General features: G+C 64.2%; 8 protein-coding genes. 3 read left to right on the forward strand and 5 right to left on the reverse strand.

Annotated features, from left to right (window positions below; genetic code table 11):
* Nucleotides 1–41: 41 nt before the first annotated feature.
* From secD to CO664_RS02060, 3 genes are all read left to right on the forward strand, one after another.
* Complete coding sequence (gene secD, locus CO664_RS02050; RefSeq protein ID WP_097537807.1) at nucleotides 42–2,576, forward strand: protein translocase subunit SecD; 2,535 nt, start codon at nucleotides 42–44, stop codon at nucleotides 2,574–2,576.
* A gap of 502 nt (nucleotides 2,577–3,078) precedes the next feature.
* Nucleotides 3,079–3,282, forward strand: a complete 204-nt coding sequence (locus tag CO664_RS02055) for a hypothetical protein (protein ID WP_097537808.1) — start codon at nucleotides 3,079–3,081, stop codon at nucleotides 3,280–3,282.
* A gap of 268 nt (nucleotides 3,283–3,550) precedes the next feature.
* Entirely contained in the window at nucleotides 3,551–4,561 is a 1,011-nt protein-coding gene (locus CO664_RS02060) for a KpsF/GutQ family sugar-phosphate isomerase (RefSeq protein WP_037425947.1), read from the forward strand.
* On the opposite strand, the gene CO664_RS02065 is transcribed toward CO664_RS02060, so the two are convergent.
* From CO664_RS02065 to CO664_RS02085, 5 genes are all read right to left on the reverse strand, one after another.
* Entirely contained in the window at nucleotides 4,531–5,862 is a 1,332-nt protein-coding gene (locus CO664_RS02065; RefSeq protein ID WP_037425946.1) for a capsule biosynthesis protein, read from the reverse strand. The genes CO664_RS02060 and CO664_RS02065 overlap by 31 nt on opposite strands.
* A 1-nt stretch (nucleotide 5,863) precedes the next feature.
* Nucleotides 5,864–7,459 carry an LTA synthase family protein gene (locus CO664_RS02070; RefSeq protein ID WP_097537809.1) on the reverse strand — a complete coding sequence of 532 codons (1,596 nt, stop codon included), beginning with the start codon at nucleotides 7,457–7,459 and terminating at the stop codon, nucleotides 5,864–5,866.
* Between the two features lie 99 nt (nucleotides 7,460–7,558).
* On the reverse strand, nucleotides 7,559–8,362 hold the full coding sequence (locus tag CO664_RS02075) for an SDR family oxidoreductase (RefSeq protein ID WP_097525632.1): 804 nt from the start codon (nucleotides 8,360–8,362) through the stop codon (nucleotides 7,559–7,561).
* Nucleotides 8,363–8,405: 43 nt separating this feature from the next.
* Entirely contained in the window at nucleotides 8,406–9,821 is a 1,416-nt protein-coding gene (locus CO664_RS02080; RefSeq protein WP_097525633.1) for an aminotransferase class I/II-fold pyridoxal phosphate-dependent enzyme, read from the reverse strand.
* Complete coding sequence (locus CO664_RS02085) at nucleotides 9,818–17,317, reverse strand: type I polyketide synthase (protein ID WP_097537810.1); 7,500 nt, start codon at nucleotides 17,315–17,317, stop codon at nucleotides 9,818–9,820. Before CO664_RS02085 ends, CO664_RS02080 begins: the two co-directional genes overlap by 4 nt.
* Nucleotides 17,318–17,386 lie beyond the last annotated feature (69 nt).

Below are 17,386 nucleotides of genomic sequence, written 5' to 3' on the forward strand. Positions count from 1 at the left end.
GAGTGCCGCAAGGCGCGTCCGGGCGTTTTTGGAATTTCCACATGCGTACATCCAGATGGGCGGTTCTCGCCTATGTCGCGATCATTATCTTCGGATGCCTCGCGGCGGTGCCGAGCGTTCTGACGCCGGCCATGCGGGAGCAATTCGCTTCCGTGCTTCCCTTCAAGCCGGTCACCCTCGGCCTCGACCTTCGGGGTGGTTCGCACCTCGTGCTCGAGGTCGACGGGGCGGGGCTGCAGAAGGCGCGCCTCAACTCGCTTCTCGACGACACCCGCCGCGTTTTGCGCGGCGAGCGCGTCTCCGCCTCTTCGGCGCGCATCAGCGGCAACAGTGTGACGGTGAACGTCGCGGATCCGGCTGACCGCGAAAAGGTGCTGCCGAAGCTGCAGGAACTCGCCGCCCCCGTCGGCACCGTTGGCTTCGGTGGCTCCGCTGCCGAGCTCAACGTGACGACGAATGGCGACGGGATCACGCTCGCCATGACCGAAGCAGGCCTTGCCGACCGTATGACCAAAGCGGTCGAGCAGAGCCTTGAAATCATCCGCAACCGCGTCGACCAGGTCGGCGTCGCCGAGCCGCTGATCCAGCGCATCGGCTCGAACCGCATTCTCGTGCAGCTGCCGGGCCTCCAGGATCCGACTCGGCTGCGCGAACTGCTCGGCTCGACCGCGCAGATGAGCTTCCACATGCTCGACCAGACGGTCGACATCACGCAGCCGGCTCCGCGCGGCGTCGATATCCTGCCGGGCGCCGACGACGGCAACAAATATCCGGTCGAAAGCCGTATCGCCATTTCCGGCGAACGCCTCGAAGATGCGAAGGTCGGCTTCGACCAGCGCACCAACCAGCCGGTCGTGGATTTCGCCTTCGACTCGCTCGGCGCCCGCCAGTTCGCCGACATCACGCGCGAAAATGTCGGCCGTCCCTTTGCCATCGTCCTCGACGGCAAGGTCTTGACGGCGCCGGTCATCAACGAGCCGATCCTCGGCGGCCGCGGCCAGATCAGCGGCAACTTCACGGTGGAGGAGGCAACGGTCCTCTCGGCGCTGCTGCGCTCCGGTGCCCTGCCCGCGCCGCTCACCATAATCGAGGAGCGTTCGGTCGGGCCGAACCTCGGCAGCGATTCGATCCGCATGGGCCTCTATACGGGCCTTGCCGGTTTTGGTCTCGTCGTGACGCTGATGATCGTCCTTTACGGCGCCTGGGGCATGATCGCCAATGTCGGCCTGGTGCTCCACACCATCCTGACGATCGGCGTTCTCGGGCTGATCGGCTCGACGCTGACGCTCCCCGGCATCGCCGGTATCATTCTCGGCATCGGCATGGCCGTCGACGCCAACATCCTCATCAACGCCCGTATCCGAGAAGAGACGGAAGCGGGCGCCGGTGCGATGAAGGCACTCGACGTCGGCTTCAACAAGGCCTATGCGACGATCCTCGACTCCAACGTCACCACGCTCGCCGGCACGGTGCTCCTGTTCTGGCTCGGCAGCGGTCCGGTCCGCGGCTTCGCGGTCACCATGATGCTCGGCATCATCATCTCGATGTTCACCTCGGTCACCGTCGTGCGCCTGCTAATGCGTGAGGTCGTCGTGCGCCGCAAGATGAAGAAGCTGGAGATCCCGTCGCTCTTCGGACGCGTGCCGCATCTGCCGACCTTCTCGTTCATGAAGCGTCGCTACCAGGCGATCGGTTTCTCGGCCTTCCTCTCGATCAGCTCGGTCATCCTGTTCTTCACGCCGGGCCTCAACTACGGCATCGACTTCATCGGCGGCATCCAGGTCGAGGCGGTGTCGAAGGACAAGATCGACCTGCCGACGCTGCGGCACAGCCTCGAAGAGCTTAATCTCGGCGAGGTGGCGCTGCAGGACTTCGGCGGCGGCCAGTCGGTGCTCATCCGTGTCCAGCGTCAGCCCGGTGGCGAACAGGAGCAGACCGCAGCCTTGAGCAAGATCAAGGATGCGGTAACCAAAGCGATCCCGGGCTCGACGATGGAGCGGACCGAGGTTGTCGGTCCGACGGTCAGCGGCGAGCTGGCGCGTTCGGGCTTTCTCGCCGTCGGCCTCGCCATGGTGGCGATTCTGCTCTACATCTGGTTCCGCTTCGAATGGCACTTCGCCGTCGGCGCGATCGCCGTGTTGCTGCTCGATATCACCAAGACCGTCGGCTTCTTCGCGCTGATGGGGATCGACTTCAACCTGACGGCGATCGCCGCCCTGCTGACGATGATCGGCTACTCGGTGAACGACAAGGTCGTGGTCTACGACCGCATGCGCGAGAACCTGCGCAAGTACAAGTCGATGCCGTTCTCCGATCTCATCGACATGAGCATCAACCAGGTGATCGCACGATGCATCTTCACCTCGATGGCGACGGCACTTTCGCTGGTGCCGATGGCGATCTGGGGCGGTGAGGCGGTGCGCAGCTTCGCTTGGCCGATGATCTTCGGCGTCATCGTCGCGACGACCTCGTCGATCTATATCGGCGGACCGATCCTGCTGTTCCTCAGCCGTTGGTGGAAGGATCGCGAGGCGAGCCGTTCCGGCGCGCAGCAGCCCGGCGCGCCGGCGGCCTGACGCCGCCGCGCCTGTCGCCTACAAGTCAGGGGCAGCCTCGAGGGGCTGCCCCTTTTTCGTCCGAAAGTGCTGTCTTTATCCGAATCGTCACTTGCAGGCCGATTCGGCGCTACCTAGATAGGAAGCGCTCCTGCAGGGGAGCAACGGGATTGTCTACGGGGCAGGCGGAAGCGAATGGGGAAGAATTATTTTTCGCCATATCGCTTTTGTAGTTGACCAAATTGGTAGATTATTCTAGTTTGCAGACCGTGACGCGGAAGGAGTCCGCCTCACATTGTTCATGAAACGCCGCGGCGCTCTGTGCCGCGCCTAGCCAAAGGAGAGTGACATGTCCAGAATCGTCTCGACCGCCGCCTTCTGCGGCTCTCGTTCCCTTTGTCGTGCAACAGTGAAAGGTCTCATTCGCACGCTTTGCCGAATGTGACCTGTCGAACCTGCCGAATTCACCTATTGCCGAGAATTGAAAATATCCGCGCCCGCTGCGTGGAGGAGCGTTATTCGCATGAACAAGCAAGTTATCGAATATGGCGGAGAAGCCGTTGGTGTCGTGGTCCCGGATCAGGACCGGTTCAAGTTCCTGGCGGTCAAGTATCATGTCTGGGATCTCGACGCGAAGCGCTTCGGCTCTGCCGACGAAGCGCGTGCGGCCATAGGGCACCTGCTGGCCGGCCGGACTGCGCCCAAACCGGAGATCGGCGCGGCGTGATTCTGCGCCGCTGCGCAAGCCATGATCCAAGGCGGAGCGTAAGCAGTCTATTACGGGCGGGCACGCCAAAGCGCGTTTCCTGCCGCCGGACGCGCCTGTGGAAAATCCTGTCCGCCGAGGTGAGCGCTGCGAAAAGTGGCCGGTTTGGGCAATAGACGGCGGAGTGAGGCTTGGTTTGCGGAAGGAAAGGGCTTATTTGGCTCTATATTCCGAGCGGGGACGCGAGAGGCGAACTCGCCGTCATGTCGTTTCTGGACCGGATTTGATTATGGGCTTGCGAAATGTGAAGGCCGAGGGGCATTCCCCTAGTGCCATTCTGGACTCGATCGGCCGGACGCTGACGACGGCGACGAACGGCATCAAGGCGCTCGCCGAGCACCTGGCGGCGGACGCAAACTTTGCGCAAAGCCTCGTCAGTGCCGTCGAGTTGATTGGTGACGGGCATGGCCGCGTCGTCGTTTCCGGCGTCGGCAAGAGCGGCCATATCGGCCGAAAGATCGCCGCCACCTTGGCCTCGACCGGCACCTCCGCCTATTTCGTCCACCCGACCGAGGCAAGCCACGGCGATCTCGGCATGGTCACCTCCGATGACGTGCTGATCCTGCTCTCCTGGTCGGGCGAGACGGCGGAACTCGCCAACATGCTCACCTATGCCAAGCGCTTCAAGGTGCCGATCGTGTCGATCTCGTCGAACCGCGACAGCATCCTGGCGCGCAATTCCGAGATTGCCCTGGTGCTTCCAAGAGTGCCGGAAGCCTGCCCGCACGGGCTGGCACCGACGACCTCGGCCATGCTGCAGCTCGCCGTCGGCGATGCGCTGGCGATTGCGCTCCTGGAGCGGCGCGGCTTTTCCGCCGAGGACTTCAAGACTTTCCATCCAGGCGGCAAGCTCGGCGCCCAGCTGCGGCTCGTGCACGAGCTTGCGCATCAAGCCGACCAGATGCCGCTGCTTGCCATCGGCCGGCCGATGAGCGAGGCGGTCATCGAAATGTCGGCGAAAGGCTTCGGCGTCGTCGGCATCGTCGACGGAGCAGGTGTGCTCGTTGGCGTCATCACCGACGGCGACCTGCGCCGGCACATGGCCGGCGACCTGCTCGGCCAGCCGGTCGAAGACGTCATGTCGCATCATCCGAAGGTGGTCCAGGCAGACCTGCTGGCGAGCGCCGCCATGGAATTCATGCAGGAGCACAAGGTGACGGTGCTGTTCCTCGTCGACGAGGCGGGGATGCCCGAAGGCATCCTGCATATTCACGACCTGTTGCGCGCCGGCGTCGCCTGATCTGAGGCGGCTGCCCTCTTTTCCGGTCTTTGCCGGGGCGGCGGATCGACGAAGGCGCCGGGTTGGTTGACGGTGTTGCGGTGCAGCCGCTCGGCGATGGCCTTGGCGCCGGCATCAGTCCCGGCGTCGGAGTAGAAGTTGCCGCGAACCTGGATCGAGGCCGCCATCAGCCGGAACATTGCCGTGCTCAGCTCCGAATCGGGCGGCCGCGGTGCTGTCCAGAACGAATCGAGCGTCTGCTGGTCCGTCAAACCCGCGATGTCGAACACGGCCCTGCCCAGGACTTTCACCGGCTTTCCCTGCTTCAAGGCGTGCAGCCCGGCGGTCGAGTTGACCGTCACCATGCCGGCGCTCTTTTCCGCCAGCAGATCCAGATTTCCGCCGTCGAGATAGATGACGCGCTCGGCCACCCCGAGGGCCGCCGCTTGATGGGCAATGATCCGGCGCCAGGGGATAAGGCTGTTGTCGAGCGGGTGCACCTTGACGGCGAGCTTGTTGGTCGCGGGCGCATGGCGTGCGAAGGAGGCTAAAATATCGGCAATCGCTTCTTTCTGGCTGTTGAAGGGAGAGTGCGCCCGCAATTGGAAATCGGTCTCGAGTTGCAGCGGGTAGACGAAATAAGGCGCGCATGCAGATGTGAGCGAGGCGACCAGCCCGTCTGCGGCTTGCTGGTGGCGCTTGCTTGCAGCCAGGCGTCTTACCCAGCCGGCGTATTCCGCCAGCGGATGAAAGATCGCGTGCCGGCGATAACCCGGAAAAAGAAACCAGAAGAAGACATTCGGTAGATTGTAGAGGAGGTCATAGGCCGCTTCGGCCAGGAAGGTCTGCGTGTGCCGCCGCCGCCAGTCCGGCTCCGGCAACCCAGCCGCCGCTTGCACGATCTGTTCCGGATCGACGGGGAAATGCGAATTGGACGACATGCCGCTTCGCTCGAGCGTCAGCCAGTCGGGCCTGAGATAGCCCATCTCGACGACGAAGACTTCGATCCCAACATGGCGCGCGGCAGCGATTGCGATTCTATGGTAGGGACGCTCCTCGCCGAGAAGGACGAGATCGCTGACGGATTGGCGACGGAGGAATGATTCCACATAGGCGCCCCAATCGGCGAGCGAGCCGCGATAGTTGTGCGCGCCGCCCCGCCGCCAGAAGATCTGGTCGCCCGCATTGAGATTGATGCGCAGGCATGTATGGCCGAAAGCCTCGAGCCGCGTCGCGATCTTGGCGAAGATCGGCGAAGACGGGCCCTGCAGGAACAGGAATGTCCGCCGTGGCTGCTGCTGGATCGTGGTGCCTGCCGTCATGCTATTGCAGCGCGTCCCTGTGCAGATTGGCGTGCTTGAGCAGGGCACGCAGAAGGTTCCACGGGTCCTCGTCCTGCGGCGCTTTGGGCCGGTGATTTGCCGGACGCGCCTTGGCAAGCGGCACGATGAAATAGTCCGTGCGCGGGTCGGGAAAGGGATCGGCGAAGGACTTAAGAAGCGGGGCGTGATCGCCGTAGAAGACGAGCCATACCGGGCGGTCCAGCCTGTCGAGACCGTCGACGAGCTTCCTCAGCGCAGCATCCGACTGCTCCAGGATCGCCAGGTAGATGTCGACCGGGTTCGTAAGCGTTCCGACGCGGCCGGGTTCCCAGGGCCCGTGATTGGCCATTGAGGCAACGAAGAAGAGCCCGCTTTCGTCGTCGGCGAGCTTCCGCGTCTCCTCCAGAACTCTCGCCGTCAGGGCGGCATCGGAAACATACAGTCCGTCTTGCGCGGCATCATGAGCGAAGGCGTCGAGCATGGTCAGCGTGTCGAAGCCAAGCACCGGCATCGCCTTGTGGCGCAGGAAGAAGGTCCGGTCATAGGGATGGATGAAATGCGTGCGCCAGCCGGCGCGCTTTAGCTTTCCCGGCCAGACGACGTCCGCATAATGGGCGGCGCGAAGATAGGGATAGCTCGCATCGACATGGATATCGTCCGGCACGAGGCCGCTCAACACCGCGAATTCGGTGCGCAGCGTATAGCCACCCTCGAAAACATTGCTCAACCGCCCCCACTGCACCGCCTGCTGGCGCAGCCTGTCGATCGCCGGCAGCTTGATCGTATCGACGCCGAAATGCCGCATGTCGATGAAGGATTCCGATTGCCAGACGACGATCAGCGGCGCCTCATCATGGCCGATCAGTTCATGGACGGCGGCGCGAAGGCGTTCGGAAAGTTCTGCGACGATCTTCTCGCGCTTGACCCCAAGCCAGACGATGAAATGGAAGACCACCGAGCCGAAGGTGCCGAAGCGCACCGTGCTCATCTTGACGTTGACCTTCTTGCCCACCAGCCGCTGCACGAGAGCGGCCGTCGGACGGTTGACCGGGCCGTAGAACAGCAGAAGCCAGGGCCCGGCGGCGACCGCGATCAGCACTAGGACCCAGAACAGCTTGTCGCGCGCCGGCAGGATGCTCGGCTCGAGATACATATAGAGACCCGAGACGCCGAACACGTAGAGGAAGGCGACGATCCAGAACAGGATGTTCAGCGAGGTCGCATAGAAAATGCTCTTGTATTTGAACACGTCGGCGACGAGCGCGATGTCGGAGAAGACCAGCGGCTCGCGGATGAACTTGAACTTCGCCCGGGAGATGCCGGTGAAGATGATGAAGAAGCTCATTACGCCGGCAGCCGCGTAGAGCGGCCTCCAGGAGATCGCGAAGAAGCCGGCAAAGACGAGCGCGATCACTGGCAGTCTGGCCAGCGCATCGATGATATCCTGGTTGCGGCCATGCGGAGAGGCGTTCTTCCGACGCTCGCGTGCGGGCAAGGCGAAGCGGTCGGTGAAGAAGATCACCCCGCAGGACAGCAGGTAACAGCCGAGCGTCAACGCTGCGGGATAGTCGTGCAATTCAAAGGGAAGTAGCGCCAATCCGTTACCTTCGAGCCTTTCCGCACCTCGCCAGCAGGTCTCCGCCCGACACTTAAATGCTAACCACTGCAGGCACAAGCGCGGCAGAGATCTCCACGGTCACCGTCCACGGCAGCGCGCGATCGCCCGGTCGAACCACCAGTTGATCAGCGGCCGAACGGCGGGGCCGAAGCGCCCGAGGAGGAAAAGCGGGAGGCCGAAATAGATCTCGAACCGTCTTTTTTCGACGCCGTCGGCGATCTTCCTGGCAACGGCCTCGGCGCTCCAGGGGCGGACGACACCCATCACCACGCTTGCCTCCGGCGGGCGCTCCGCGATTTCCCGCTCGAACTGCGGCGTTTCCGTATCTGGCGGAAAGCCCACCGATATGTCGACGCCATGGCAGCGCGCTTCGCTGCGCAACGCCTCGGCAAAACCGCGCAGCGCGAATTTCGACGCGCAATAGGCTGTGTAGCCGTAGATGCCGATAAGTCCGGAACCCGAGGAAATCATCACGATGTGACCGCTGCCCCGCTGCGCCATGTCCGGATAGACGGCGCGTACCGCGTTGACGGTGCCGGAAAAATTCGTGTCCATCTGGCGGCGGAAGGCCTCGCTCGACGCTTCCAGAAACGGCGCCGGTTCGACAATGCCTGCGGAGGTCACGAGAATGTCGCAGGGGCCCAGCGCCTCGACGCAGCGGCCGATCGCCGAGTCGATTTCGGCCTCGTTCGCGACATCGGCGGTTTCGATGTGAATGTCGGCGGCCTTAGCGCCATGCTTGGCAACGAGCTTCTCAGCCGCGAGCTCCAGGAGATTGCGCGAGCGCGCAATGAGCGACAGCCGCGCGCCGCGGCTCGCATAAAGCGCCGCGAGTGCCAGGCCGATTCCGCTGGAGCCGCCGGTTATGATCACATGGGTCATGCAGCAACCTGCCTGGCGCCGCGGCTCGACGCGGCCACGATGTCTAGCGCGCCGAGAGCGCCTTCAGCATCTGATCGATATCGACCCCGCCGAGGCCGAAATTCCGTTGGATGAGATCGTTCAGCCGCTCGGCCGTCAGCGCTACAGTGCGGCGGATCTGCTCCTCCGAATGCTCGCTGGTGATGAAGAAGCGCAGCCGCGCCATGCCCTCCGGAACGGCGGGATGGATGATCGGCAGCACGTTGACGCCGGCGGCGAGCAGATCGTTCGAGAGCTGTACCGCCCTGAGCGAATCGCCGACGATCACCGGCACGACCGAGTAACCGCCGCTCAAGCCCGTATCGAGACCGGCCTCCTTGGCGAGTTTCAGGAACAGGGCGCCGTTGCGCCTCAGTGCTGCGGTACGCTCCGGCTCCCCTTCGAGCACATCGAGGCTCGCCACGGCCGATGCGCCGAGAACGGGCGCCAGGCCGACGCTGTAGACGAACCCGCCGGCCGACGCCTTGAGGACGGCCGCCAGTGCCGCGCTGCCGGCGATATAGCCGCCGCAGCTCGACGTGGTCTTCGACAGGGTTCCCATCCAAATGTCGACCTCGTGCGGATCGACTCCGAAATGTTCGGCGAGACCCTTGCCCCGCCGACCCAGGACGCCAAGCGAGTGGGCCTCATCCACCATCAGCCAGAAGCCGAATTCCGCCTTGAGCTTCAGAAGTGCAGGCAAGTTGGCGACATCGCCGTCCATCGAATAGATGCCTTCGACGATCACCATGACATGGCGATAGTCGCCGGAAACGGTGCGCAGCACATGTTCGAGGTCGGCCGTATCATTGTGCTTGAACAGGCGGCGCGCGGCGCCTGAAAGCTTAATGCCGGCAAGAGCGCTGTTATGGATGAATTCGTCATGGATGACGAGGTCCTGCGGCCCCAGCAGACAGCCTATGGCAGCCACATTGGTGAGATAGCCGCTGACAAAACAGACGGCCGCCTCGACGCCGTAGAAGCGCGCGATCCGCTCCTCAAGCTCGACATGCACCGGTCGTTCACCTGCCACGAGCCTGCTCGCCGACGCCGAAATTCCAAAGGTTTCGATCGTCTCGCGCGCCTTGTCGAGCACGTGGGCGTGTTTGTTGAGCCCGAGATAATCGTAGGACGCGAAGTTGATGAGCTTGCGGCCGTCGATCACGGTCGTCGCGCCGGCGGCCGTCTGGTGCGCCCGATAGAACGGATTGCCGATGCCGAGCTGCTCGCTCGCGAACTTCTGCGCCTGCACCTGCTTAAATTCCGGCAGGTCTTCGAAGCGCGCCTGGTGGCGGCGCGGGGCAGGCGGCAACTCCCGCTCCGAGCGCGCCATGCGGTTGCGCTCGGAGGATTGATGAGTGTTCCTCATCCTGTCCAGCAGGTTCTCCTTTAGGCTGCTGTTCATTTTGGAGAAGGTCTGGCCGTTTCCGTCCTTGCTCATTGGCTCAGTGCTTTTTCCTTGACTGCTCCGATATGGCGTTGCGTCAGTTCGGTGACGAGCTTGTCGTCGGCCGGTTCTGCATCGCCGCTCTGATCGCGCTTGCTGACCTTTTCATACAGCTTGCGGGCCACGTCGCCGACGGTCGTGTTGTCGGCAACGCCGCTGAGCGGCATGTCGAAGCCGGTATTCTGCTGGAAGCTGATGCCGAGCTCGACCGCCATCAGGCTGTCGAGACCGATTTCCTTCAGGATCTTGCCGCGCGTCACCGTATCCTTGGCGACACGGAGAATGGCGGCGATCTCGCCGGCCACCAGATCGAACAGGATATCCTCGGCCTCCTGCGGCGACTTGCCCTCGATCATCGCCACCAGGTCCATCTTAGTACCCTCGGTGCCGGAGGCGTGCTGGTCGGCGCTGCGCAGGATCACCTCGAAGAGGGCGTTCTTGGCAACCGGCAAGTTGCGTGCCGCCGCCCAGTCGATCTCGGAGATCATCACCACGGCGGCATCGACGCTGCCCGGATCGGCGGCGATATGGCTTTCGACCATGTCGAGTGCCATCTGCGCCTTGAGCGCCGTCTTGCCGATGCGCTTGGAAAGAAGGTCGTTCACGTCGGCGTTCTGCGTCAGGTAACCCGCGTCGGCGATGGCGCCGAAGCCGACGGCCAGGCCGGCCAGCCCCTCGGCGCGCCGTGCGCGGGCGAGGCCCTCGAGATAGCCGTTGGCCGCGACGTAGTTCGCCTGGCCCGGATTGCCGACGAGGGTGGTCGCGGAGGAGAACAGGATGAAGTTGTCGAGCCGATCCTTCCGCGTCAGGCGGTCGAGCATCGCCGCGCCCTTCGCCTTCACCTCGATGACCGGTCGGTTTCGCTCGCGATTGAGATTGCTGATCAACGCATCGTCGAGCACCATTGCCGCGTGCACGATCGAGCGCAGCGGCGCCTGCGCCCGAAGGTTCGCGAGGAGCGCTTCGACGGCAGCGGCGTCGGTTACGTCGCAGGCGTGGAGCGATGCCGTCACGCCGGCCTTTTTCCAGCGGTCGACCATCGCGTTCGTGGCGGCATCCGGCTGGCCGCGGCGTGAACAGAGGGCGATGTGGCGGGCGCCCTTCTCGACAAGCCAATTGGCGGCGACAAGGCCGAAGCCGCCGATGCCGCCGACGACCAGATGCATGCCGTCAGGATCGACCTTCATGCCGCGACGCGGCTTGGCGGCGATCTCGTGCTTGCCGGCGACCGGCGGCAGTACGACGATCTTGCCGATATGGCCGGCGTTCTGCATTAGCCGGAAGGCATTGCCGATCTCGTCGAAATCGAAGGCGCGATAGGGAAGCGGCGTCAGCCGGCCCTCGTCGAACAGCGAACCGATCTCCATGAAGATGCGCTTGGTCAGCTCCGGCTGGTTGACGAGGAGCTGGTCGGCGTCGATGCCGAAATAGCTGACATTGCGGCGGAACGGCCTGAGACCGATCTTGCTGTCCGCGTAATAGTCGCGCTTGCCGAGTTCCAAGAACCGCCCGAACGGTTTGACGAGGGCGAGACTCTGCTCCATCGCCTCGGCGAAGAGCGAGTTGAGGACAAGGTCCACCCCTTCGCCGCCGGTCACGGCGCGAACGTCATTGACGAAGCCGAGCGTCCGGGAATCGAAGACGTGGTCGGCCCCCAGCATCGTCAGGAACCGCCGCTTCTCGCGGGTTCCGGCTGTTGCGATGACCGTGGCGCCCTTCAGCTTGGCAACCTGGAGTGCGGCAAGACCGACCCCGCCGGCAGCGCCGTGAATGAGGATCGTCTCGCCCGCCCGAATCCGGCCGAGCTCGACCATCGCATAATAGGCGGTGAGGAAGGCAACCGGCAGGGTGGCGGCGGCCACCGGGCTGATCGTCTGCGGCAGCTTGGCGACGCCCGCCCGAGAGACAACGGCATGCGTCGAGAAGGCGGCTGAGGCGATCGCCATCACCGCATCGCCGACGGCGAGATCGTCGACGCCCTCGCCCACTTCGAGCACATGGCCGGAAAGTTCCATGCCGATCGTCGCGCCGGCAAAGCCGTCTTCGAGCGCCTCTTCCGGCAGCAGGCCCATGGCCCACATGACGTCGCGGAAGTTAAGCCCCGTGGCGGCGACGGAGACGACGATCTCACCCGGTCCGGCCCTAGGCACGTCGGTTTCTTCCCAGGCGATGCTGCTGACCTGGGAGCTGACGCGCTGGCGAATGGTCGCAGCCGGGAAAGCGCTGGTCTTGCCTTCGGTCTTGACTGCCGGACCGGCGACGGCCCGGATTTCCGAAATCAGTCCCGCTGCCCGATCGAGCAGCCATTCGCGGTTGGAGCCTTCAATGGTGAGCAGCGGCAGCGCCGAGGCAAGCAACTCCTCGCGGGTTACTCCGGAATGTTCGGAGAGGTCGAGCGCGTGGACGTCGAGGAACTCATACTCGTTCTGCAGCACGCGGACGAATGTCCACAGTCCCGAATTGACGCCCGAGCTTGCCGTCTGAGCCACCGGAGCGCCGCCCGGCGCCACCAGCACGAGGCGGGGACGCCCGGCGCCGGTCGGCTCCACGTTCGCGAGGCGCTGCTTCAGCGCTTCGGCAAAGGCGCTAAGCGCCAGCACCTGCGTCTGCAGCAAGTCGGAGTCGGCGTCGCCGGCGGGATCTGCCGTTGCAGAGACGAAAACCGCGCGGACCGGCTTTTCGCCGAGCCTGTCGAGCGCTGCCCCGAGCACGACGACGTCGGCAGCCATGTCGCCCGACACGACGACCGGAATGGCCTCGGCAGGACCGGAGCCGCGCGGTGCGTCTTTTTCGATCAGCAGATAGGGACCAACGCCAGACTCCCTTGCCATCGGCCGCGCTGTCGCGGTGCAGCGCGCCTCGATCAGGATTATATTGCCGTGCGGGCATTCGCGATCGCCGACGCTGACATCGTCAAGTTCGAGATCGGCCAGACATTTCTGCCAATGCGATACCGCGGCGAGCCTGCCGATCGGGAACTCCGCCGTCTGGCTGCGTTCGAACCAGCCGTCGGAGAGGCCGAGCGCAAAATCGCCGAAGATCGACGGAGCACTGACGGCGGCAACCAGCGCGCCGCTTTCCCGCAGCATCGAACGAAGCGCGGTGCGGACATCGGCTTCCTCTTCGATCAATCGATAAAGGTTGTCCGAAGCGCTGACGGCGAGATCGAAGGGTCCGATCCCGGCGAATTCGCTCTTCTTCAGAATGCGCACATGCGCGTCTTCCTCGAAAGCGATCTCGAGATTGCGTTGCGCATTGTCCCGCGGCTCGAGGACCGACAGGGTCGTTCCATGCCGTGCCGCCAGATCGGCCAAGCGCCGCGTGAAGCCGGCGGAGACGCTGCCGAACTCGACGATCCGCAGGCGCGCGCCGCCAACCTGTGCGGCGAGGGCGCGCTCGACCATGCCGAGGACCTGATCCATGCGCGAACGGCTTGCCACCGAGTGAACGGCCTGATGATCGAGCGTCGCCTCGCTGATGAAGCCGGCGTTGAAGGCCGCCGTTTCGCTCCCCGCCGCTCTGGCCAGCAACAGGTCGAGGCGGCTCAGCGCTTCCGCATAGGCGTTGTTGACCAGCACCGCTTCGACGGCGCGGTCGGGACGCTCGCCATAGAGTTCGCCGAGGATCTCCTCGACGGACGGCAGCGTGAACTCCGGCGCGATTTTCCAGCTGTCGTCCTGATGTTCGCAGAGCCCGGCATCCTCGAGCGCGTAGAGGCAGTTCGACAGGAAGCACTGGAAGGCGAAGTCGCCCGGCAGGCCGGCGACCTGGACCGCGCCTTTGCCACGCGCCAGCTTGAGCGCGATTTCATGACAGGCGCGATAGATCGCCGCGTTGAAGAGCAGCGTCGCGTTGTCGACGCCGCTTTCGGCGACCGATTCCGTCAGCTTCGCGGGCACCGCGCCTTTAAGTGTCGTGCCCGGCACGATCACATTGGACAGAACCGTCTCGTAGTGGAAGGACAGGCCGTCGAGCGTCTTGTGCTTGCGCAGATAGGTGCGGCGGAAACGACAATCGTCGAAATGCGCGATCGCTTTGCCGCTTGCGTCGAAGAAGTGGAATCGGGCCTTGATCGAATTGGCGCTGACACGGTCGATCTCGATCGTCGCGCGCGCAATCGGCGTGCCTGCATTGACGACGCGCACCGAACCGAAACGGACCGGGATATAGGGCGCGCCGCCCTTGTCGCCGGTGAAGCGGTCGAAGAGCGCGACCAGCCCGTGGAAGGTCGCGTCGACGGAGATCGGATTGAGCGCGTAGGTGACGAGGGGGTGCCCCGGCCCGGCCGGAGCCTTCAGCTCGACATCGACCAGCCGGTCCCCATACGCGATCGCCTTGGCGAGCAATTGGAAGCGTGGACCGTAGTCGAGCCCGAAGTGCCTGGCCGTGTCATAGGCCTTTTCCGGAGTGACGGTGCCGGTCTTGGCGAGACCGGAGAAGGAGGGCCGTGTTCCGTTGGCAACGGATATCGGCTTGCGGCTTCTAGCCACCGCATGCACCGTCCAGTCGTCCTCCGACAGGCGCTCGCGCGACCGGATCTCGATGTCGCCGGTTTCCGGCGACAGGATGGTCGAGAGTTCCATCATCCGGCTGTCGCTGAGCTCGAGCGGCCGGACGATCTCGAGATTGGTGATCTCGACCTCGTCGCTGCCGTAATATTGCTGCGCGGCGGAGACCGCCACCTCGATGAAACCGCTGCCCGGCAGGATCGCCTTGCCGTCGACGACATGTTCGGCGAGATCCGGGAAAAGATGGCCGTCGATATGGTTTTTCCAGCTGCCGCTATTGGGGTCGCCGCGCCAGCCGGTCAGGCGGTAGGGCTTGCCGGAGCGACCGAAAAGGTCGGTCGCGTCGGTGGTCGCCTGCGGGCGCAGTTCGACCGGTTCGAAGGGCAGGCTCGGCAGCTCGATGAAGGCGTCGCGCTTGCCATAGACGCGCAAGCCGTCGACCGCCGCACCATGGGCGACCGCCCGCGCCATCGACGCGGAGATCGGGTCCTGACCCCTCTCGCCGGCATCGCGAAGCAAGGTCGGCACGACAGTTGCCGGAACCGCCGCCTGCTTGATCGTCTCCTTGACGTAGGAGGCGAGGATTGGCCGCGGGGAAATTTCGATGAACAGCCGGCAGCCGAGCGCGAGCGCCGCATCGGTGGCCGCCTGGAAACGCACCGGCTCGCGGACATTCTTCCACCAATAGTCCGGATCGAGCTCGGTACCGTCGAGCGCGCTGCCTGTGACCGTCGACAGATAGGTCAGTTCCGTCCGGCGCGGGGCGATATCGGGGATATCGGCGAGGAACGCCTCTTTCGCCTGGTCGATGATCGGATGGTGGAACGGGTAGTTGATGTCGAGGATCTGAACCGGGATCTTCGCCTTGCGGGCGGCGTCGCGGAAGGCACTGACCTCCTGCGCCGGCCCGGAAATCGTCACCGAATTATGCGCGTTGACGGCTGCGACGCAGACTTCGCTGAGGCCGCGCGCCTCAGCAAAGGCGCTGGCCGCCTCTTCGCCGAGCATCACGGCCGCCATCGTGCCCTGGCCCGCCAGCAGGTCCTGATGCAGCGAGCGCTTGGCGACGATCGATACGGCATCGACCAGCGACAGGGCGCCTGCCGCATAGGCTGCGGCAATCTCGCCGACCGAGTGGCCGAACACCGCGGCCGGCTTGACACCCATCGCCACGAGCGAGTCGGAAAGCGCAGCCTGGATCGCAAACAGCAGCGGCTGGGCGACCTTGGTGTCGGCGAGCTTCTTGTCGAGCTCCGGATCGGTCAAAAGGTCCTTGAGATCGATTTCCGAGTGGAACTTGAAGAGCGCGCTGACCGAGGTGAAGGACTGGCGGAAATGCAGGTTTTCGCGGAAGGCGTCGACGCCCATGCCGGCCCATTGCGAGCCGTTGCCGGAGAAGACGAAGGCGACCTTGGCATCCTTGACCGGCGCCTCGCCGATTTCGCCGATATCGGAACCGGGATTTTCCAGCTGGCTGGCGATCGCCCGGACGATATCCTCGGGGTGGTCGCTGCGCGCCGCAAAACGGTGGCGCATATGGGTGCGATTCGCACCCGAGGCGGCGATGATGGCGCGGGTCTCGTCCTTGGAAGCGCCCGCCAAGGCCGCCTTGTAGTCCTTGAGCAGGTTCTCGAGGCTCGTTTGCGTGTGGGCGCTGGCAAGGAACACGTGGCCCGCCGATGCCGCCTGCGTCCTTTCCTGCGGGACCGGATCCGGATCGCTGATGACGACATGCGCATTGGCGCCGCCGAAGCCGAAGGAGTTGATGCCGGCGAGCCGGGTGCGCTTGCTCTTCAGAAGCTCGATCGGATTGGCCGTCACGCGGACGTTGAGGCCCTCGAAATCGATATGTTCGTTCGGCGTGTCGAAATGCAGCGATGCCGGAAGGTAGTTGTGCTCGAGCGCCAGCACCGCCTTCAGCATGCCGAACAGGCCGGAGGCGGGCTCGGTGTGGCCGATATTCGACTTGATGGAGCCGATCGGCACCGGCGCGCGGCGCTTGGCGCCGATGACGGTGCCGATGGACCACACTTCGGCCGGATCGCCGACCTTGGTGCCGGTGCCGTGGCCTTCGACGAAGGCCACCTGGTTGGCGTCGATGCCGTTGCCGTCGTAGATGCTCTTCAGCAGATTGGCCTGCGCCTCGCGCGAAGGCAGCGAGATGCCGTTGGTGCGGCCGGCCGAGTTGACGCCGGAGGCGACAATCCTCGCATAGCTCCTGTCTCTTTCGCGGCGAGCGCGGTCGGAGCGCCGCAGCACGAAGACGACGCCGCCCTCGGCGCGGACATAGCCGGCGCCGTCATTGTCATAGGCGCGGCAGAGGCCCTCCGGCGACAGCATGCGCGCCTGGGCGAAGCCGACGAAGGGAAGCGGATGAGCGAGAATATTGACCCCGCCGACGATCGCCGTGTCGATCTCGCCGGCATTGAGCGCCCGCATCGCCTGGTCGAGCGCGACGAGCGAGGAGGAACAGGCGGTATCGACCGTCATGCTCGGGCCGCTCAGCCCGAAGACATGCGAGATGCGGTTGGAGACGATCGACAGCGTGTTGCCGGTCATGAAATAGGGGCCGGCGGCCGCCGGGTCCTCGACCGTCAGGTTGGCATGATCGAGGCTCGATGCGCCGATATACACGCCGACATTCTCGCCGTTGAGCGACGCGACCGAGATATTCGCGTCCTCCAGCGCGCGCCAGGCGAGTTGCAGCAGCACCCGCTGCTGCGGGTCCATATACATGGCCTCGCGCTGCGACATGCCGAACACGGCCGGGTCGAAATCGTAGATCGTGTCGAGAACGCCGGCGGCAAAGGAATAGGTCTTGCCCTGCATTCCCATGACCGGGTGCCAGAAGCGCGCCAAGTCCCAGCGGTCGCCCGGCACGCTGGAGACGGTGCACATGCCTTGACGGAGAATTTTGAAGAGCGCCTGCGGCGATTGCGCTCCAGGTGCCAGGCAGGCACGCCCTATGATTTCAACAGTCATGTATGATCGAACGCTCTGAGAACTGCCGTTAAATTGATCCAGTCAATCGCAACGTCAAACGAAAATTGC

The sequence above is a fragment of the Sinorhizobium sp. NG07B genome, assembly GCF_002532005.1.
GTDB lineage: Bacteria > Pseudomonadota > Alphaproteobacteria > Rhizobiales > Rhizobiaceae > Sinorhizobium > Sinorhizobium fredii_C.

What these genes read in the sequence shown, in the direction of transcription:
- CO664_RS02055 (WP_097537808.1), top strand. Translation starts at nt 3,079, where the DNA reads ATGAACAAGCAAGTTATCGAATATGGCGGAGAAGCCGTTGGTGTCGTG.
- secD (WP_097537807.1), top strand. Translation starts at nt 42, where the DNA reads ATGCGTACATCCAGATGGGCGGTTCTCGCCTATGTCGCGATCATTATC.
- CO664_RS02085 (WP_097537810.1), bottom strand. Translation starts at nt 17,317, where the DNA reads ATGACTGTTGAAATCATAGGGCGTGCCTGCCTGGCACCTGGAGCGCAA.
- CO664_RS02060 (WP_037425947.1), top strand. Translation starts at nt 3,551, where the DNA reads ATGGGCTTGCGAAATGTGAAGGCCGAGGGGCATTCCCCTAGTGCCATT.
- CO664_RS02065 (WP_037425946.1), bottom strand. Translation starts at nt 5,862, where the DNA reads ATGACGGCAGGCACCACGATCCAGCAGCAGCCACGGCGGACATTCCTG.
- CO664_RS02075 (WP_097525632.1), bottom strand. Translation starts at nt 8,362, where the DNA reads ATGACCCATGTGATCATAACCGGCGGCTCCAGCGGAATCGGCCTGGCA.
- CO664_RS02080 (WP_097525633.1), bottom strand. Translation starts at nt 9,821, where the DNA reads ATGAGCAAGGACGGAAACGGCCAGACCTTCTCCAAAATGAACAGCAGC.